The sequence below is a fragment of the Leisingera aquimarina DSM 24565 genome, from assembly GCF_000473165.1.
Lineage (GTDB): Bacteria > Pseudomonadota > Alphaproteobacteria > Rhodobacterales > Rhodobacteraceae > Leisingera > Leisingera aquimarina.
Window position 1 is genome coordinate 2,653,466 of the sequence record NZ_KI421504.1, and the last position, 18,925, is coordinate 2,672,390.

The following is an 18,925-nucleotide window of genomic DNA, read 5'->3' on the forward strand; positions in this document are numbered from 1 at the left end:
AGTGTAAAACTTCAGACTTGATCTGACAGGCATCTCAGTTCTCTGTGCTGAGAATGGGTTGCCGACTGTCCGATGGATCGGAAGCCATGATCGTCTTGTCCCTGGCAATATGCAGCGTTTCGCGGAAGGATTGCATAGGCGTCTTGCCATAGCAGTATCTTCCCGAATGCGGCCGCTGCTCGTTGTATCTGGCCGGCCAGGCGTCCAGGTCCACCTGCAATTCCTCCACCGGCCGGTAGAGCTTCTTGCGGAAGGCGATGTCGCAGAACTCATCCTTGATGGTCCGGTGGAAGCGCTCGCAGATCCCGTTCGCCCTGCAATCGATCAACTGGATCGATTGCCTTACGGTCTCACTCTGGGGGCTGTTCGCCTTGGCTCTCGTGTGGTCCAAGTCCCCGGCCGCCAAGTAGAGCTGATAGGCATGGCTTCCGGCTTTGCCGCAATATTCGGTGCCGCGGCCCGTCAGGATGCGCAACAGGCTGATGCCGTGTCCGGCAAAGAAGGGGATAACCCTGTCATTCAGCAGGCCGGCGGCGGTGATCGCCGTTTTTCCCGGTGCAGAGCTTACCGGCCGCCACCCGCGCATAGGTCTCGATGAAGGTCTGCTGGCAGATGCGTCCCACTCCCTTCATCGTGCCCAGGTAATAGGTGCCCTGGCTGCCGGGACAGCCCGGATGGCGGCTTTCGATCTCGCCATGCGCCCCCTTCTTCTGCCGGGCCTTCTCCAGCGCGGCCATCTGCGCCTCGGTGAGCAGGATGCCGTCCTGGGCGGCACGGGCCTTCCAATGCCTTGAGGCGTTTCTTCATGGCCTCCAGACCGTCGCGCAGCCAGATCAAGCGGACGCCGGAAGATGACACCATGATGCCCTGCTGCTGGAGTTCCCGCGAGGCGCGCTTCTGCCCCGGCGCCGGATTTTCAATCGCCAGTTCGATCACCGCCCGCTCAACGTGCTCCGGCACCCGGTTCTTCAGGATCGGCTTGCGGCGGCTGAGATCCATCAGCGCCTGCCCGCCGCCCTGTTTACAGAGCTCCATGAAGCGGTAGCAGCTGTCCCGGCTGCACCCCATCACCTTGCAGGCCTGCGAAACGCTGCCGAGCTGCTTCGCAGGCTCCAGCAGCCCCAGCTTCGGCTTGATGATCTTGTCCTGAATACTCGTCATTGATCGGCACTCTTTGCTTGCGCTCCAGAAGAGCAGAAATGTCAGATCAAGTCGCGTATTCTACACCTTGAAGCCTGCGGCTGTCACCCGGCGGCTGCGCCGCCGGGTTCGTTTTAGTATCCACTCTCTGGAGCAAACCCTCCGGCTTCCAGCCGGAACCGCTTTAGCGTGAAAGAATCCGGTTGTGGCCTTACCCTTGGAAAAATGAGCTGCAGCCGGGTCGAAGGCTCATTTTTCCAAGGGTAAGGCCATGCAATGTGATACCGGGAAACACTGCGTTTTCTACCACCGCTATCAGATCGTGTGGTCCACCAAATACCGCTATAAGGTGCTGCGCGGGGCGTTGCGCCTGCGGGTGCGCGACATTTGCCGCCAGGTCTGTACTGAGAACGGTGCCGGCCTCTTGCGCGGGGTGCTGTCGAGCGACCACGTGCATATGTTCGTTTCCGTGCCGCCCAAGCTCGCCATTTCGGATCTGGTGCGCAAGATGAAGGGCCGTTCGTCTTGCCGGGCGCAGCGGGAATTTCCGGCGATCCGCAGACGCAACCGGGGCTGCCGGTTCCGGGGGCGGGGGTATTTTTCAACCACCAAAGGAGCGGTCACTGAAGACATCGTACTTCAGTACCTGGAAAACCATATCGCCGATCCTACCGGCGCCAGCCGGTAGCCGTTCAGTATTTTTGAAAAGGTGAAACTGGCAGTCTGGGCTAGGCGCGCTCGTCTGCCTTCACCGCGTCCCAGAGCGCGTCCATTTCGGCCAGATCACTGTCCTCGGGGCGTTTGCCGCGGGCGGCAAGTTTGGCCTCGACGCCTTCAAACCGGCGGGTGAATTTGGCGTTGGCAGCGCGCAGGGCGGCTTCGGGTTCAACCCCCAGATGGCGGCCCAGGTTGGCCATCACAAACATCAAGTCGCCGAATTCTTCTTCGACTTCCGTGTGGGTGAGGGTGTCGCGGGCCTCGACCAGCTCGGCGCATTCTTCGGTGATCTTGGCGATGACATTATCCGCTGACGGCCAGTCAAAGCCGACGCGTGCGGCGCGCTTCTGCAGTTTGTAGGCGCGCAACAGGGCGGGGAGGCCCACGGCAACGCCGTCCAGGGTGCCGGTTTCGGCTTTGACTGCGCGTTCTGCCGCTTTGATCGCTTCCCAGTCGCGGGTCTGCTGTTCTGCGGATTTTTCGCGGCTCTCACCGCCGAAGACATGCGGATGGCGGGAGACCATTTTGTTGGACATGGTGGTGACCACATCCTGGAAGGTGAAATGCCCGGCTTCCTGCGCCATCTGGGCGTGAAAGACGGATTGGAACAGAAGGTCGCCCAGTTCTCCCTTCAACTCGTCCCAGGCTTCGCGTTCGATTGCATCGGCAACTTCGTAAGCTTCTTCAATGGTATAGGGGGCGATGCTGGCGAAATCCTGTTCGACATCCCAGGGGCAGCCGGTTTTTGGATCGCGCAGGTGCGCCATGATTTCCAGCAGGCGCTCGATGCCTGCTGTTTCATTGTGGATCAGATCTGTATCGGGCATTGCGGCGGCTCTTGTTCCAGTGTCAGATGCATCAATCCCGAGTCTGAAGCAGGAGTCCACCCCAATGCCCGTTGTGAACCGTATTGCCGATTACGCCGAGGAGATGAAGGCCTGGCGGCGGCATCTGCACCAGATCCCGGAACTGGCGCTGAACCTGCCCAAGACGGCGGCGTTTGTGGCGGAGCGGCTGCGGGAGTTCGGGGTGGACGAGCTGCATGAGGGTATCGCGCAGACCGGCATGGTGGCGATTATCAACGGGCAGGGGGAAGGGCCGACCATCGGCTTGCGGGCTGACATGGATGCACTGCCGATCCCGGAGGAAACCGGAGTGGACTACGCCTCGGGCCACGCCGGCAACATGCATGCCTGCGGTCATGACGGCCATACCGCAATGCTGCTGGGGGCAGCGAAATACCTGACGGAGACACGCAATTTCAGGGGCCGGGTTGCTTTGATCTTTCAGCCGGCCGAGGAGGCGATCGGCGGCGCGCGCATCATGGTCGAGGAAGGCATCATGGAGCGCTTTGATATCGGTGAGGTTTATGCGCTGCACAATGCGCCGGGGCTGCCGGCGGGGCATTTCCTGACCACGCCGGGAGCGTTGATGGCGGCGGTGGACACCTTTCATATTCACATTCAGGGGCAGGGCGGCCATGGGGCGATGCCGCATGAAACCCGCGATCCGGTGATGGCGGCCTGCGGTATGGCACAGGCGATCCAGACCGTTGTCAGCCGCAATCACCACACGCTGGAAGACCTGGTGGTTTCAGTCACCCAGATCCACACTGGAACCGTCGACAACGTGATCCCGGACACCGCCTATATCAACGGCACCGTGCGGACCTTTAACCCGGAGGTGCAGAAGATGGTGATGCGGCGGATGAAGGAGATCGTGGCGGGCCAGGCGGCGAGCTATGGTGTTGAGGCGGAGCTGGACTATGAAATTGGCTATCCGGCCACCTTCAATGATGCGGAAAAGACCACTTTTGCTGTGGAGGTCGCCAGGGAAATCGCAGGCACGGGAAATGTCGAGCCTGATGGCGGGCGCGAGATGGGGGCGGAGGATTTCGCCTATATGCTGCAGGCGCGGCCCGGATCTTATCTGTTCCTGGGCCAGGGCAGCAGTGCCGGGCTGCATCACCCCAAATATGACTTCAACGACGAGATTGCACCAGTGGGCGCGTCGTTCTTTGCCCGGCTGGTTGAGCGCGCGCAGCCGGTGGGCGGCTAACTGCAGGGCATGGATGACAAACACCTGCAGAAACGGTATTTGATCAAAAGCTGAAGCCGCAGAACAGGGACGCACCGCCATGGCACTGGAAGACGCAAAAGACATGATCGATCACGCCTTTACCCGCGAAGATCTGAAGGGGTTGAGCTTTGAGATCACCTTTGGCGGGGCGATGTCTTTTCTGCGCCGCAAATACACCAAGGATCTGACGAGTGTTGATATTGCCGTCACCGGTGTGCCGTTTGACCAGGCGGTGACCAACCGGCCCGGCACGCGGCTGGGGCCGCGGGCGATCCGCGAGGCGTCTTGCCTGCAGAGCCCGGATGAACCCTATGGCTGGCCTCATAAACCGCTGAGCACGCTGGCGATTGCCGATTATGGCGACATGGCGTTTGATCATGCCAATGTGCCGGAGTTTCCGGACGCCTTGACGGAGCATATCCGGGGTATTTTGGCTGCGGATACAGCCTCGGTCGTGCTGGGCGGGGATCACTATATCAGTTTTCCGATCCTGAAAGCCTATGCCGAGAAATACGGACCGATTTCGCTGTTGCAATTTGATGCGCATACCGACACCTGGCCGGATGACAACATGGACCGTGTGGACCACGGAACCATGTTCTATAAGGCGGTGAAGATGGGGATCGTGGATCCGGCGACTTCGGTTCAGGTCGGGATCCGCACCACCAATGAGGATACGCTGGGCGTCAATATCATCGACGCACCCACCGTGCATGAGATCGGCCCGGTAGAAACCGCCAAGCGGATCAAGGCGGTCCTGGGGGACCGGCCAGCCTATCTGACCTTTGACATTGACTGCCTGGACCCGGCCTATGCGCCCGGCACCGGCACGCCGGTCTGGGGCGGCCTCACCTCGGCGCAGGCTTCGCGCATCCTGCGGGAGATTGCCGGCATCAATATCAAGGGTGGCGACGTGGTTGAGGTCTCTCCCCCCTTTGACACAACCGGCGCAACTGCTATTGCCGGGGCGCATGTGGCGACGGAAATTATCTGCCTTTTGGGCTGGAACATGAGAGACAATGACTGACTTCAATCAACCGATCAGCGGAAATGACCTGGCCCGGTTTTCAGGGCCGAACACCTTTATGCGGCTGCCGCAGGCAACCTCGCTGGACGGCTTGGATGTGGCTGTGCTGGGGGTTCCGATGGATATCGGCACCTCGTGGCGGTCGGGCACCCGGTTTGGCCCCAAGCAGATCCGCGCTGAAAGCGCGATGCTGCGGCCCTATAACATGGCGACCGGCGCGGCGCCGTTTGACAGTCTGAATATCGGCGATATCGGCGATCTGGCGATCAATACGTTTTCGCTGCCGGAATCGCTGCGCATCATTCAGGAAAGCTATGAGGCGATCCTGTCTGGCGGGGTGATCCCGGTGGCTATGGGCGGCGATCATTCGATCACCCTGCCGATTCTGCGCGCCATTGCCAAGAAATACGGGCCTGTGGCGCTGGTGCATGTGGATGCCCACGCCGATGTGAACGACGAGATGTTTGGCGAGCGCGAAACCCATGGCACCGTGTTTCGCCGCGCCTTTGAGGAAGGGTTGATTGTCCCGGACAAGACCTATCAGATCGGTATCCGCGGCACAGGTTACGCCGCCAGCGATTTTGCCGAGGCGCAAAGCTGGGGCTTTCAGCATTTTCCGGCGGCTGAGCTGTGGGGGCGGCAGCTGCATCAGATGGGTGCGGAAATTCGCCGCGATATCGGCAATAGGCCGGTCTATGTATCGTATGATATCGATAGTCTTGATCCGGCCTATGCGCCGGGCACCGGCACGCCGGAAATCGGCGGGCTGACCACGCCGCAGGCGCTGGAGCTGATCCGGTCGCTGAAGGGGGTCAATATCGTGGGCTGCGACCTGGTGGAGGTGTCGCCGCCTTATGATCCCTCGGGCAACACGGCTTTGGTGGGCGCCAATCTGCTTTATGAGCTGCTGTGCGTGCTGCCGGGGGTGACGACAAAGTAAGCGGTCCGGCCTGAACGTCAGGCCGGGGGAGGGCCGCAGAGGGAGGAGGCAAGGGGTGACCTTGAAACCGCAATGAGGCGGGTGATGCTGTTTGCCTGGCTGGTACTAGCGGCAGGCATTGCTGTGCTGGGCTTTGTCCGGCTGGCACCAAGCGATCCGCTGGACTGGAACACCCAGCCGGAGTTCACCGAGGACAAGGAGTTCCGCGGCGGCGTGTTCCGGGTGGTGCGCTCGGGGCCGGACGGGCTGGAGCGGTTCCACCGCATCGCCAGTCACGCCCCGCGCACCAGCGTGCTGGCAGGCGGCCCGGACGACGGAATGGTGACCTATATCACCCGCACCCAGGTGCTGGGGTTTCCGGATTATACCACCGCTGCTCAGGACGGGGACTTGCTGAAGGTCTATGCCCGGCTGCGGTTCGGGCGGTCGGATCTGGGCGCCAACAAGCAGCGCATCAACGGCTGGCTGGCCGAGATGGAGGCGGGGGCGCCGCAAGCCGCGTCCGCAGGGGAATAGAGGGAGCTCCCGCCTGTTCGCCGGCTTTTTGGCAAAAGCCCCTCACAGTTGGGCCGAGCGCCGCGCTTGCGCGGCGCAGGCTCCTTCGCCATTGGCTGCAGAGCCTGAGGTTTTGCTGAGGAGCGCTTCAGATGCAGGCTGCCCTTGAAGAGGCCATTTCAAGGGGGTTTTGTCTTGCGGCGTCAAGAGCAAGCCGCGCATGCGTGCGGTGGCTGCGCCCCCCCCTTGACCCCGCTGGGTTTCTGCAGAGAGTGGTTCGTGGCATCTTCTAAGGCATATGCTTTTTGCATAGGTTGACCAAAAGCGCTGTTTCCCAAAAATGAAAGTATTTCATGATCACAAAATTTTCCAAGCCTGTTCAGTCCCTTGCTTGTTGTGCACTGCTTGCGGCCTGTGGCGGAGTGCCTGCCAGCAATGAACTGCAACTCGACAATGATGGGAATGGCCGGTTCAGCGGCGTTGCTGGTGCAGATTGGACGGCGCAGGAGATCAGAACGCACGTCTCTGGCATGATCTGCAGCAATGGTCCTGTTGGAGAACTCCGTTTCTCCATGTTGCCATCTGCACCGGAATACACGATTTTTTCAGGCAGTTGTGCTTCCAGCGGAGACGGGCTGGCCTCTTCTGAGACATGGCAGAATCGCGTTGTGACCGCGCCGTCAGCACCAGAGGCTCCGGCGGTGGTGTCGGCTGGAAACAGTGCGGCCTGGGACGGCTCCACCCCATTTGTGGATTGATCAGACCGGCATCCCTTCCGCATGCTAAGCGGCAAGGGGATGAGCGGGGTTGAGTCCGCTGGGCCCTTCCCCCGTGAATTGAACAAAGGTGCCTTTGCTGGACATCAGCGTCCTTGTCGCGGAGGCAGTGAAGCAGTTGGTTGGACGGCTCAGAGTTGCGGCAGCTCCAATGGCGCAGGCGATGTTCCGGGCAGGGTTTCCAGCGATGCTGACAGGCAGCTGCTTTGCACCTCGCGCCACATCGGCACGTTCAGGGACATCTGGCATTGCGCCATGAACATGCGGCCGTCCACCTGCAGGCAGCGCAGCTCTCCCAGCTCGACGCGGCTGCCGGACTTGTCGGTGCAGTAGCAGTCGATGGTTTTGCCGCCGGGCCCCAGAACATCCGCGCCCGCAGCAAGGGGTAGAGTGAGGAGGATTGTGGCAATAAGGACTCTGGCATGTCGCATGGCTCTAGCATATCACATGGGGGACGATTGGCCAAAACAAGAACGGAAACAGGTCCGCCATGATCCCCGAAGAACGCCTGGAACAGATCCTGCAGCGGTTTCAGTATCTTGAAGCCGCTATGGCGGATGGTGCCGGGGGCGGGGATATTGCGGCGCTGGCCAAGGAATATTCAGACCTGCGGCCGGTGGCGGAGCAGATCAGCGCCTACCGCAAGTTGCTGAGCGATCTGGAGGAGGCCGAGCTGATGCTGGGCGATCCGGACATGAAAGATCTGGCCGAGGACGAGATCCCCGCGCTGAAGGCGGCGATCCCGGAGGCTGAACAGGCACTGCAGCTGGCCCTGCTGCCCAAGGATGCTGCGGATGGCCGCCCTGCGATGCTGGAGATCCGGCCGGGCACCGGCGGCGATGAGGCGGCGCTGTTTGCGGGTGACCTTCTGCGGATGTATCAGCGCTATGCCGAGGGGCAGGGCTGGAAAGTCGAGATCATCGAGGAACAGGCGACCGAGCTGGGCGGTATCAAAGAAGTGGTGGCGCATATCAAAGGCGAGAACGTCTTTGCCCGGCTGAAGTACGAATCCGGTGTGCATCGGGTCCAGCGGGTCCCAACGACCGAAAGCGGCGGGCGTATCCATACCTCGGCGGCGACTGTGGCGGTGCTGCCGGAGGCGGAGGACGTGGACATTCATATCGACACAAATGACATCCGCATCGACACCATGCGGGCCTCAGGCGCGGGCGGGCAGCATGTGAACACTACCGACTCGGCGGTGCGGATCACGCACCTGCCGACAGGGCTGATTGTGACCTCATCCGAGAAGTCGCAGCACCGCAACCGCGAGATCGCCATGCAGGTGCTGAAGACGCGGCTCTATGATCTGGAGCGGCAGCGGATCGACAGCGAGCGGTCTGCGGACCGGGCCAGCCAGGTGGGCTCGGGCGACCGGTCAGAGCGGATCCGCACTTATAATTTCCCGCAAGGGCGGATGACGGACCACCGTATCAACCTGACGCTTTACAAACTGGATCAGGTGATGGGCGGGGATCTGGACGAGATTGTCGATGCGCTGACCGCGGACAATCAGGCGCGGCTTCTGGCCGAGATGGGGCAGTGAGCATGGTTGAAACCGCGGCACAGGCGATGGCTGCAGCGACGTCCCGGCTGCGCGCGGCAGGGGTTCAGGATCCGGCGCGGGATGCACGGGTGCTGCTGGCCCATGCAGCGCGTATTGAAGCCAGCCGTGTAACGCTGATCGCGCCTGAGGAACTGGCAACCGAAGTGGCAGAACGGTATGAGCAGCTGATTTCGCTTAGGGCAGTGCGGGTGCCTGTGTCGCATCTGATCGGCGAGCGGGAATTTTATGGCCGCCGTTTCAAAGTGTCGCGCGATGTGCTTGACCCGCGCCCCGAAACAGAGGTCCTGATCGAAGCGGCGCTTGCGGACCCTTACGAGCGGGTGCTGGACCTGGGCCTTGGCTCCGGCTGCATCCTGGTGACGCTGCTGGCGGAACGGCAAGAGGCGACCGGGCTGGGCGTGGACATCAGCGAGGCGGCCTGCCTGCAGGCCAGCGCCAATGCCGTTTTGCACCGGGTTGAAGCACGGGCGGATATTCAGCAATCGGACTGGTTTGAATGTGTTGAAGGGAGGTATGACCTGATCGTGTCAAACCCGCCCTATATAGCGCTGGACGAAATGGAAGGGCTGTCTGCGGAGGTGCGGGGGCATGAACCAAGCATCGCACTGACGGATGGCGGCGACGGGCTGGGCGCCTATCGGAAGATTGCAGCACAGGCTGCGGCGCATCTGTCGCCGGGCGGGCGGGTTCTGCTGGAAATCGGCCCGACGCAGGGCCAGGCGGTCAGTGCGCTGCTGGAAATGGCAGGGCTGAGCGGTATTGCGGTGCTGCCGGATCTGGATGGGCGGGACCGCGTGGTGCGGGCGCATTCCGGTTCAAATCGCGGATTTTAGCGCGAAAATTCGCGATTTCGTAAGAAAAACAAAGAAAACTCTATTGTGCCTCTTGTCTGTGGCTTCGTAACATGGTTACTCAAGAGGAGCCGCTTCAGGAGAACGCTTTCCAAGCCTTCCCGCGGCATCAAGCCCAAAAAAGCTAATGATCCGGCGCTAAGACGCGTAGAACAGGGTCTACGGCGCATTAACTCAAGGCTTACGCTAGGCATATGAGATCGTCAAAATCACGTTCACGTTCCAAGTCGAACCGGAATCGCCCGAATGGCGTCAATGTTGTCAACCGGGTGTTCGACAGCTCCGGTCCCGAAGGCAAGGTGCGCGGAACCCCGCAGCAGATCATTGACAAGTACAATCAGCTGGCGCGGGACGCGCAGCTGAGCAATGACCGGGTTGCGGCAGAGAATTTCCAGCAGCACGCAGAGCATTATCTGCGGCTGCTGAACGAAGCACAGCGCGAAATCGATGCGCGCCGCGAAGAGCAGGAGCGGCAGAACCGCGAACGCCAGGCTGAGCGCGACCGCGAACGCACCGAGCGGCTGGAACGCCAGGAGAGGGAGGCCGCGGCCGCCGCGGCGGCACAGTCTGCGGCCGATCCGGCAGCAGCCCCGCAACCCGAGGTGATCGACCCGCGCGGCGACAATGGCAATGGCGGCGACAGCGGCTTGGTGGAAACGCCTGAAAGCCAGTCGGCAGCACCTGCTGAAGCCCAGGCTGAAGCACCCGCCAAAAAGGCTCCGGCCCGCAAGCCCCGCACGCGCAAGCCCGCAGCCAAGGCTGACGACGCGCCTGCGTCAGGTGAAGGCGGCGAGGCACCTGCGCCGAAAAAACCGGCCCGCTCGCGTGCCAAGCCCAAGCCGAAGGCGGAAGAAGGCCCGGCAGAGGCGGCTGAGTAATCAGCGCCGGATCCGGCAAACGAAAAGACCCCCGGCGCTGACTGCCCGGGGGTCTTTTCGTTTCAGCTCAGATGGCTGTCTCAGGTCGCGAAGCTGCGGGTCAGGCGCTGTGTCCCAGCACCCGCAAATAGCGCCGGACAGCCTCGGGGAAGCCCAGTATCAGCGCATCGGCGGTCAGGGCATGGCCGATAGAAACTTCCGCCAGATCCGGGATGGCCCGGCGCAGGGCAGGCAGGTTGTCTACGGTCAGGTCATGGCCTGCGTTCAGCTGCAGGGCGCCAAGCCGGCGGGCCGCATCTGCAGTTGCTTTTAGTTTCTCCAATTCGCGGAAAACCGCTTCTGGTGCGGTCTCATTGGCATAGGGGCCGGTGTAGAATTCAATCCGGTCAGCGCCGGCTTGCAGGGCCAGTGCCGGGTCTGCCGGATTGGCGTCTGCAAAGCAGGATACCCGGATGCCGGCGGCCTGAAATTCCCGGGCGATGGGCTGCAGCATGTCTCCATCAGCAGCGAAATCCCAGCCGTGGTCCGAGGTCGATTGTTCCGGCGTGTCGGGCACCAGCGTCACCTGATGCGGTTTGTTCTCCAGCACCAGATCGATGAAATGGCGGGTCGGGTAGCCTTCGATGTTGAACTCGGCCTGCGGGAATTCTTCGGCAATCACCCGGGACAGGTCCGGCAGGTCGGAAAACCGGATGTGGCGCTCATCCGGGCGGGGATGCACGGTGATGCCATGGGCGCCGGCCTCAAGGATGGCGCGGGCAATGTCGATCAGATCGGGCCAGGGCACCTCGCGCCGGTTGCGCAGGTAGGCAACGGCGTTGACGTTCACGGACAAGAGGGTCGGGCTGGGCGTAACGGTTTGGGTCATCGGAAACAGGCTCCGGCAAAGCGGGGGAATAGATCAGGCCTTGGCCAGTTCGCGGGCAAGCGCACAGAAGGCTTCCAGGCCCACCTGCTCGGCGCGTTCGGTGGGCGGGATGCCGGCAGCATGGAGGTAGTCCTCGATCGCGGGAGAGATGCCTTTGAGCGATGAGCGCAGCATCTTGCGGCGCTGGTTGAAGGCCGTGGCCACGACACGAGACAGGATGGCTGCATCCGCCGAGAAGCGCGGTTCGGGCAGGGCATCCAGATGCACCACGGCACTGGAGACTTTGGGCGGCGGGGTGAAGGCGCCGGGCGGCAGCGACAGCACAATGCGTGCATCGGCCCGCCACTGCGCCAGGATTGCCAGCCGGCCATAGGCCTTGGAGCCGGGCAGGGCCACGATACGTTCGGCCACCTCGCGCTGGAACATCAGGGTGAGGCTTTGCCAGAACGGCGGCCATTCCTTGGGTGTCAGCCAGCGCACCAGCAGTTCGGTGCCGACGTTATAAGGCAGGTTGGCGGCGATGCGGATCGGCGGGGTCAGATACGCCAGCGGGTCGATCTCCAGCGCGTCGCCGTTGATGACGTCAAACCGGCCCGGATAGGCATCTGCGATTTCCTGCAATGCGGGCAGGCAGCGGCTGTCTTTCTCTACTGCCAGCACCCGCCGGGCGCCTTCGGCCAGCAGCCCGCGTGTCAACCCGCCGGGGCCGGGGCCGATTTCCAGCACATCACAGCCCGTCAGATCACCGGCCTGGCGGGCGATCTTGGCGGTGAGGTTCAGGTCCAGCAGGAAATTCTGGCCCAGTGATTTGCGCGCCGACAATTGATGCGTTGCGATCACTTCACGCAGGGGAGGAAGGCTATCGATAGCGCTCATATCATCTGTACCTTGGGACATGGCGCGGGCGGCGCGCCAGAAATTTCATGCCTTCGGCGGGGATATTTGCCGTCCGGGGAAGAATCAAGGGCTGGCAGCCATCCGCTGCGCCAGCTTCAGGGCTTCGATCAGGCTGGTTGGGTTGGCTTGGCCGGTGCCTGCGATGTCAAAGGCGGTGCCGTGATCGGGAGAGGTGCGGATGAAGGGCAGGCCCAAGGTTACATTGACGCCGCGGTCAAAATCCAGCGTCTTGATCGGGATCAGCGCCTGGTCGTGATACATGCAGACCGCTGCGTCATAGCGGGTGCGGGCGGCGGCATGAAACAGTGTGTCCGCAGGGTGCGGACCGGTGACATTCAGGCCTTCCGATTGCATCTGCCGGATCAGGACGTTGATCCAATCCAGTTCCTCATGGCCCATGGCGCCGCCTTCGCCCGCATGCGGGTTGAGCCCGGCGACAGCAATGCGGGGGGCGGCGATGCCGAACTGATCCTTGAGGCCCGCAGCGGTGATCTCAACGGTTTCGCGCAGCAGCTCAGGGGTCAAAGCCCTGGGGACCTCGGACAAAGCGATATGGATCGTGGCGGGCACCACGCGGAGCTGGGAGCTGGCCAGCATCATCACCACGCGATTGCGGCCGGCGAGGGACGCCAGGAACTCGGTGTGGCCGGGATAGGCAAAGCCGGCGCCGTCGATCAGCGCCTTTTTGTGGATCGGAGCGGTGCAGACAGCGGCGGCTTCGCCGGTTTGGACCAAGTGAACTGCTGTTTCGATGGATCGGATGACACCAGCGGCGTTGGCCGGGTCGGCACTGCCCTTGGCAGCGCTGCCGCTGAAGGAAAGGGGCAGCACCGGCAAGCTGTCTGTGCAGGCTGCAGCAACCTCAGCCGGGGCGGCGATTTCTTTGACAGGGGTGCCTGCAGGCAGGTGGCGCGGGTCGCCGATCCAGAAGAACGGGCACGTGCTGCGCAAGGTCTGCCAGGCCTTGAAGGCAATTTCCGGGCCGATGCCTGCGGGTTCGCCGCAGCTGAGGGCAATCGGCCCGGGCTGGCTCATTTGATGTCGATCCGGGCGTCGGCGCGCAGTTGTTCGAGGTAGCTGCTGGCCAGCGACGTCATCCGCTGTGCCGTCAGCGCATTGGCCACGGTCTCGCGCGAGCTGTCCTCGCCCAGGTCGGCAGTGCGGCCGCAGAGCATCAGAACCATCAGTGTCTGGCCGTTGTTGCGGGTCAGCGCGGTGGAGGTCTCATTCGGATCCAGCTTGGCCAGCTCCAATGCCACATCGCGCGGGATGTCTGACGGCGGCAGGCTTTGCACGTCCAGCACCGAGGGGTCCTGACCCTGGGCAAGCCCATAAAAATCTTCGCAGGTGTCGACGCTGTCCACCACCTTTTGCGCGGTGGCAAGCCCTTCGGGGCTGCGTCCGCCGGGCACGTGATAGGCGGCATACTCGATTGCGGTGAAGCGCGGAGCTGCCCCCTCAACCTCGCGCACGCCGCGCATCTGGAACAGGGCCACAGCGCTTTGCAGCGGCAGCGGTTCGGAGATTTCGCCGGGTTTCAGCGCCAGCGCAACCTCTTGCAGTTGCGGCGGCAGTTTGGTCAGCGGCATCCAGGGCAGGCGTCCGCCCTCGTTGCGGCTGGCGGCGGCAGAATATTGGGCGGCGGCGGCAGAGAAGCTGTCGTAGCCTTTGAGCCGGGCGACCTGTTCGATCAGTTCTTCGACCTGCGCCGCGTTCTGTTCGTTGATCGGCACGATGAATTCGCTGAGCAGAACCTGGACGCTGCCGGTGCCGGCCGAGCCCATGGCGCGGTCAATTTCTTCCGGAGTGGGGCGGGCACGGGACAGGAAGCGGGCGCGGGTGTATTCCCGCCAGCCCAGCCCGACCTTGGTGAAATCGCGCAGGGTCTGCGGCGCCACGCCGTTCTGCTGCAATGCGGTGAGGAAGTCGTTCAGTGACAGGTTGGCGCGTGCGGCCAGTTCTTCCATGCCGGCGGTGACATCTTCGTCGGCCGGTTCGATCCCGGCTTGTTCCAGCACCGCAAGTTTGAGCCGGTCGTTGATCAACTCTTCTCGGGCGGTCTCCAATGGGTCACCGGGCACCCGCAGCGCCGACTGGAAGCGGGCGCGCTGTTCCAGCTCATACCGGGTGATGACCTCGTCATTCACGGTGATTGCCGGGGCAAAGAGGTTTTGTGCTCCTGCCGGCAGGCCGGTCCAGGAAAACCCCGCGGCCAGCGCCAGCGCGGCTGCGGTTTTGAGAGCACGGGAAAGGAAAGGAGCCGGGAACCGGGTATTCACGTCTTGCTGCATGACCGCCTGTACTGTTTGCTGCCGCTCTTTACGGAAAATCCGCTGAGCGAGATGGTAAAGCCGAAATCCGTTGTCGGCTCAACACTTGTTGTTGAGGTATAGCGGCGGTTGACTGAAAGGTCGACCGTCACGCATTCGTTGCTGTAGGCCACGCCGAGGCCTGCGCGGGTGGCGCGGGCGCCGGAAATATCATAGCGCAGCCGGGCGCTGGCGGACCAGCTGGGATTTAAGTCATAGCTGCCGTCCACCCACAGCTCCGAGCTTTCCTCAGCCCTGTCTTCATCGGGATCAGTGCCGAGCCACAGATAGGAGCCGGAGAGGCTGGAGCGTTCGGTGCGCCAGTCGCCGCGAAGTTCAGCCTTGGAGAAGTTCAGTGAACCGTTCAGCAAACCGCGGGTGGAGAGCGCCAGACCGTCGCCGAATTTGATTTGGCCTGCCAGCAGGAAATCGGAAGAGGTGCCGCTGAGGCCGGAGCTTTTGGTGAACCGGTCGTCGCCGTCGCTGCGCAGCACCTGGCCGGCTGTGGCATAGGCCTGCCAGCCTGTGGGCGCATAACGCGCCCAGTTGGCGCCATAGACCAGGGTCAGGCCGTCCTCGCGGGCGTCGGTGGAGGGGAAGCGCGACAGCGACAAAAGATTGCCCTGGTCAAATTCGACAAAGCGGCTTTCCTCAATGACCACATTGCCGCCGCCTTCGTCGCGCCAGCCAAGTTGCAGGATCGGCTCCAGGTACTGGGTGGCGCCGCCTGCTTCGCGGCGGCTCATCGGCAGGCGCAAGGTCAGCGCGGAGCGCGGGGTCAGGCGGGTGACCTCTTCGTTGAAGAAACTGTCGTCATAAGCGCGGAAGGCGTCTGCTGCGGCGCCGAGCTCCCATTCCGCCAGGATGCCGAAGCCCAGCCGCCAGCTGCGGCGCCAGTCGATGTCGGCACTGAGCCGCGCAAGGTCGCGGCCGTTGCTGTCAGTGGCGGTGCCGTCGATGCTGGAACTGCGGCGGTGGCCATGGCCTTGCAGCGTCAGCCGCAGCTCGCCGCCGGTCAGGGCGGGATGGTGGCGGGTCTGATAGAAGGCTTCGGCGATTCCGGAAGGAATGTTGGCCTGTTCCTCGCTTGTCCGCAGAGTTTTGTAATGGGTCAGAGAGGCGCGGAACAGGCTGTCGCGTTTGGCGCGGGACAGCACCGCCTCGGAACGCAGACGGTCCAGTTCCGGCAGACCGTAGTCCTCGAGATAGGCGTCGTCCGAGACCGCTTTGACGTCAAAGGTGAAGCGGAAGTCCCGCGGCAGATCGAACTGGCCTTCGCCAAAGATGTAGCCGCGGTCTTCGCCGGAAAACAGGTCGTCGCGGGTGTAGGCGCCGTTGAATTCGATCCGGCCGCGGCGGAAGGCCTGGCGGTAGCGGACGTCCAGCGTCTGAGTGCTGGACGAGATATAGGGCGCCAGCGTCAGGTCGCGGTGCGGGCCGAGCGTGAAGAAGTAGGGCGCCTTGACCCCGGTGCCGAGGTTCGAAGTGGAGCGTATCGAGGGCACCAGAAATCCGCTGGCCCGCTCCAGTGAGGGATCAGGCAGGCGGATCGCCGGAAAATAGAACACCGGCACGTCGAGCACCCGCAGCTGGGCGCTTTCGAAATAAAGCTGGCGTTCCTGCTGGTCGTGGGTCACCCGCTCAGCCCGGATCTGCCAGAGCGGCGGGCGTCCATCCTCGCACACGTGGCAGGAAGTGACTGCGGTCTTGTACAGCTGTGTGTAACGGCCGCTGACCCGGGTCATTTGAAGCGAGGCCAGCTGCAGCTGCTGCTGGAATACCATGCGGGCGCCGGTCAGCAACCCGTTGCGCAGGTCGCTGTCCAGCTCGGCAGCAGTGGCCAGTATGGTGATATCGCCTTGCTGGTCGATGCGGATCGGGCCTTCGATCTGAAGAGTGCCAGTGGTCTGATCAAAGGTGATTTTTTGCGCGCGCAGCCGGATATCGCCCTGAAACGCCTCGACGTTGCCTTCGGCCACCAGGGTGCGGTCAGGGGTGATGAAGACCTGATCCGCAACCAGCATCGCGGGCTGCGCCGGATCAGGCAGCGCCGCGGTCTGCGCCTGCGGCGCCGGGGCTGTCAGGGCGAGCCAGGGCAGCACAGCCGAAAGAAGCAGTGCGCGGCGCAATTTACCCGTCTTCGGCATGGAGAAGCAGTCCCAAGGTCAAAAGTATCGCGGCGGCGGGCGGCGCCCAAGCGGCTAGGGCCACCGGGATTTGCCCGTTCTCGCCAAGGATTTGCGCGAAATTGCGGATGAAATAAAGCCCGAATCCCAGCAGCACTGCCATCAACACCGCCAGGCCGGTGCCGCCAAAGCGCGCATGCCGCATGGTGAAGGAGGCGCCAACCAGTACCATGGCGATCAGAAACAGGGGGCGGGCCAGCTCTGCCTGATAGCGGACTTCGTAGCGTTTGGTTGTAAACCCTGCGGCAGACAGTTCGCGGATTGTGGAGGGCAGATCGTAGATCGAGATGCCGCTGGCAGTGCCCAGGGTATCGCGGATCCGGTCGGTGGTCAGGGTTGTGGGGAGCTGCAGCTCATCATGCCGGGCGGCGTTGGAATCGGGGTTGATGCCGGCCGCCAGCGGCCAGGATTTGGCATTGGACAGGATCCAGTTGCTGCCCTCCAGCCGGGCGCTGTCAGCGATGATGCGGCGCACCAGGCCGCCGGCACTGGTGTAGGCGTGGATCGAGACGTCAAGCAAAGTGATATCCGCAGCATCGCCGCTGTAACCCTTGGCGTGGATCACCGATTGGCCCCTGGCACCGCCCTGGCGCAGCCACAGGCCCTCGCCGGACAACGACAGCGCCGACGGCCCGCCGTTGTGATAGGTCTCGGCCAGGTCCTGATAGCGGTTGGCGGTGGCCGAAGCGATCGGGTTCAGCATGGTGACCGCCAGGGCGCCGATTGCCGCGGCCACCAGCACCGGTGCCGCCAGCGCTCGGATGCCGGACCGGCCGATGGCGCGGGTGACCACCAGTTCGCTGCTGCGGGCAAGGCCGACAAACAGCACGATGGTCGACAGGATCATGATCAGCGGCAGAAACTCGCTGAGGGCGGCCGGAACGTTCAGCAGGGTCAGGCCAAGCAATTGCGGCAGGCTGAGGTCGATCGCCTCGAACCGGCGGACCTGTTCGTTCAGGTCGATCAGCACCACCAGTGTCATCAGCACCGCCACAATCACCAGGAACCACTGCAGAAAGCGGCGGGCATAATAGAGATCAAGCTTCATGCGGGCGCCTCCGCCCGGGTCCGTTTGGGCCGGACTGACAGAAGCAGGAAGATCAGCGCCACTGTCAGCCCCAGCAGGGTTGGCACGTAAATCAGCGGCCACAAGTTGGGGTTTTGCAGAACCGGCTCCGAGACTACCCCGCGCAGGCCCTCGACAAAGATCAGCACGACAAAGGCCAGGAAAGCCTGCCGCCACACGCCGAACCGCGAGAACGTTCCCAGCATCAGCGCGGAAAACCCGATCAGGGCGACGGCCACACAGACCAGGGCGCGGGCAAAGCGCAGGTGAAGTTCTTCGGCCTGGGCGCCGGCGGAGTAGCCATCGCTGCGGGTGACGGCCTGAGTGCTGGTCATCAGTTCCAGGCTTGGGATTGCACGGATGTTGCGCGCCGGGTTTTCAGATTTCCGCGCCAGTGCGCTGATATCATATGAAAAATCAGAGAAAAAGGTGGTGGAAAGCCGTTGCGTCTGATTGTCCAGACGCTGCGCCATGCCTTCCACCATGATCAAATGCGCGCTACCCTCGTCCCGTACCAAAAACGCGCGGGCGCCGGTATAGGTCACCGTGGTGGCCGGGTCGCGGCGGTCCGACAGGAAGACGTCGTTCAGGGTGCCATCCGGGTCGATCTGGCGGATGTAGAAGGTAACGCCGTCTGCCGGATGCAGGAAATCGCCCTCGCTCAGCAGCTTGGCGGTGATGTTGCGGGAAACCTCGCTTTCGCGCACCTCCAGCTGGCTGATCGAAGCAGGCAGCAGGTAATGGGTCAGGGCCGACATCATCAGAGCAGTGATCACGCCGAACGCCAGGGCCGGCCGGGCCATTTGCCAGGGGCTGGTGCCGGTGGCGCGCAGCACCGTCAGCTCGCTTTCGCTGTTGAGCCGGTTGGTCACCCAGACCGAGGCGCCAAAGGCGGCTATCGGCAGCACCATGCGAATGAGGTTCGGCAGGGTGAGTGCGGTGAACTCAAGGAACACCAAAGCCGACTGCCCGTTGCCGATCAGCCGGTCAAACAGCACCACAGCCCGGTTGACCCAGAACACGGCCACCAGAATCAGCGCAAAGAAGCCGAAGAAGAGCAGATATTGTGACAGCACGTATCTGTCGTAGCGTGACACCCGATCCCCCCAGACCATTGTGATTTTGCGTG

Annotated in this window: 18 protein-coding genes and 1 pseudogene; 9 read left to right on the top strand and 10 right to left on the bottom strand. The window is 62.8% G+C overall.

The genetic code is table 11. The features are described 5' to 3' along the window. Positions 1-34: 34 nt before the first annotated feature. A pseudogene (locus tag AQUI_RS28280) lies at positions 35-1,161 on the bottom strand (integrase core domain-containing protein). Positions 1,162-1,411: 250 nt separating this feature from the next. Here AQUI_RS28280 and tnpA point away from each other — a divergent pair. After that, positions 1,412-1,828 carry an IS200/IS605 family transposase gene (gene tnpA / locus AQUI_RS0117235; RefSeq protein ID WP_027258620.1) on the top strand — a complete coding sequence of 139 codons (417 nt, stop codon included), beginning with the start codon at positions 1,412-1,414 and terminating at the stop codon, positions 1,826-1,828. Positions 1,829-1,868: 40 nt separating this feature from the next. Here tnpA and mazG read toward each other — a convergent pair whose 3' ends face one another. Next, on the bottom strand, positions 1,869-2,684 hold the full coding sequence (gene mazG, locus AQUI_RS0117240; protein WP_027258621.1) for a nucleoside triphosphate pyrophosphohydrolase: 816 nt from the start codon (positions 2,682-2,684) through the stop codon (positions 1,869-1,871). Between the two features lie 64 nt (positions 2,685-2,748). On the opposite strand from mazG, the gene AQUI_RS0117245 reads away from it, so the two are divergent. From AQUI_RS0117245 to AQUI_RS0117265, 5 genes are all read left to right on the top strand, one after another. Next, complete coding sequence (locus AQUI_RS0117245; protein ID WP_027258622.1) at positions 2,749-3,915, top strand: M20 aminoacylase family protein; 1,167 nt, start codon at positions 2,749-2,751, stop codon at positions 3,913-3,915. A gap of 79 nt (positions 3,916-3,994) precedes the next feature. Next, the gene (gene speB, locus AQUI_RS0117250; protein ID WP_027258623.1) at positions 3,995-4,963 is read left to right on the top strand and encodes an agmatinase; all 969 of its coding nucleotides are present in this window, start codon (positions 3,995-3,997) and stop codon (positions 4,961-4,963) included. Next, positions 4,956-5,903: an agmatinase gene (speB, locus tag AQUI_RS0117255; protein ID WP_027258624.1), complete on the top strand. Its 948-nt coding sequence runs from the start codon at positions 4,956-4,958 to the stop codon at positions 5,901-5,903. The genes speB (AQUI_RS0117250) and speB (AQUI_RS0117255) overlap by 8 nt, the downstream gene beginning before the upstream one ends. A 72-nt stretch (positions 5,904-5,975) precedes the next feature. Continuing rightward, complete coding sequence (locus tag AQUI_RS0117260) at positions 5,976-6,419, top strand: DUF1499 domain-containing protein (RefSeq protein ID WP_027258625.1); 444 nt, start codon at positions 5,976-5,978, stop codon at positions 6,417-6,419. A 332-nt stretch (positions 6,420-6,751) separates the two neighbouring features. After that, on the top strand, positions 6,752-7,156 hold the full coding sequence (locus tag AQUI_RS0117265) for a hypothetical protein (RefSeq protein ID WP_027258626.1): 405 nt from the start codon (positions 6,752-6,754) through the stop codon (positions 7,154-7,156). 149 nt (positions 7,157-7,305) lie between these two features. Here AQUI_RS0117265 and AQUI_RS0117270 read toward each other — a convergent pair whose 3' ends face one another. Continuing rightward, positions 7,306-7,605: a hypothetical protein gene (locus tag AQUI_RS0117270; RefSeq protein WP_027258627.1), complete on the bottom strand. Its 300-nt coding sequence runs from the start codon at positions 7,603-7,605 to the stop codon at positions 7,306-7,308. A 59-nt stretch (positions 7,606-7,664) separates the two neighbouring features. On the opposite strand from AQUI_RS0117270, the gene prfA reads away from it, so the two are divergent. From prfA to AQUI_RS0117285, 3 genes are all read left to right on the top strand, one after another. After that, on the top strand, positions 7,665-8,720 hold the full coding sequence (gene prfA, locus AQUI_RS0117275; protein ID WP_027258628.1) for a peptide chain release factor 1: 1,056 nt from the start codon (positions 7,665-7,667) through the stop codon (positions 8,718-8,720). 2 nt (positions 8,721-8,722) lie between these two features. Continuing rightward, positions 8,723-9,574 carry a peptide chain release factor N(5)-glutamine methyltransferase gene (gene prmC / locus AQUI_RS0117280; RefSeq protein WP_211236032.1) on the top strand — a complete coding sequence of 284 codons (852 nt, stop codon included), beginning with the start codon at positions 8,723-8,725 and terminating at the stop codon, positions 9,572-9,574. Positions 9,575-9,786: 212 nt separating this feature from the next. Beyond that, positions 9,787-10,470, top strand: a complete 684-nt coding sequence (locus AQUI_RS0117285) for a DUF4167 domain-containing protein (RefSeq protein ID WP_027258630.1) — start codon at positions 9,787-9,789, stop codon at positions 10,468-10,470. A 100-nt stretch (positions 10,471-10,570) separates the two neighbouring features. Here AQUI_RS0117285 and AQUI_RS0117290 read toward each other — a convergent pair whose 3' ends face one another. The 7 genes from AQUI_RS0117290 to lptF form a co-directional block, all read right to left on the bottom strand. Beyond that, positions 10,571-11,338 (bottom strand): pyridoxine 5'-phosphate synthase, encoded by a 768-nt coding sequence (locus AQUI_RS0117290; protein ID WP_027258631.1) that lies wholly within the window; start codon positions 11,336-11,338, stop codon positions 10,571-10,573. Between the two features lie 33 nt (positions 11,339-11,371). Further along, complete coding sequence (rsmA, locus tag AQUI_RS0117295; RefSeq protein ID WP_027258632.1) at positions 11,372-12,214, bottom strand: 16S rRNA (adenine(1518)-N(6)/adenine(1519)-N(6))-dimethyltransferase RsmA; 843 nt, start codon at positions 12,212-12,214, stop codon at positions 11,372-11,374. 84 nt (positions 12,215-12,298) lie between these two features. Further along, on the bottom strand, positions 12,299-13,270 hold the full coding sequence (gene pdxA, locus AQUI_RS0117300) for a 4-hydroxythreonine-4-phosphate dehydrogenase PdxA (protein ID WP_027258633.1): 972 nt from the start codon (positions 13,268-13,270) through the stop codon (positions 12,299-12,301). After that, on the bottom strand, positions 13,267-14,526 hold the full coding sequence (locus AQUI_RS0117305) for a peptidylprolyl isomerase (protein ID WP_027258634.1): 1,260 nt from the start codon (positions 14,524-14,526) through the stop codon (positions 13,267-13,269). Before AQUI_RS0117305 ends, pdxA begins: the two co-directional genes overlap by 4 nt. Continuing rightward, positions 14,511-16,691 (bottom strand): LPS-assembly protein LptD, encoded by a 2,181-nt coding sequence (locus AQUI_RS0117310; RefSeq protein ID WP_211236033.1) that lies wholly within the window; start codon positions 16,689-16,691, stop codon positions 14,511-14,513. The genes AQUI_RS0117305 and AQUI_RS0117310 overlap by 16 nt, the downstream gene beginning before the upstream one ends. Next, positions 16,675-17,778, bottom strand: coding sequence for an LPS export ABC transporter permease LptG (gene lptG / locus AQUI_RS0117315; RefSeq protein WP_027258636.1), 1,104 nt, complete (start codon positions 17,776-17,778; stop codon positions 16,675-16,677). Before lptG ends, AQUI_RS0117310 begins: the two co-directional genes overlap by 17 nt. Then, positions 17,775-18,893, bottom strand: coding sequence for an LPS export ABC transporter permease LptF (gene lptF, locus AQUI_RS0117320; protein WP_027258637.1), 1,119 nt, complete (start codon positions 18,891-18,893; stop codon positions 17,775-17,777). The genes lptG and lptF overlap by 4 nt, the downstream gene beginning before the upstream one ends. Positions 18,894-18,925: the final 32 nt, after the last annotated feature.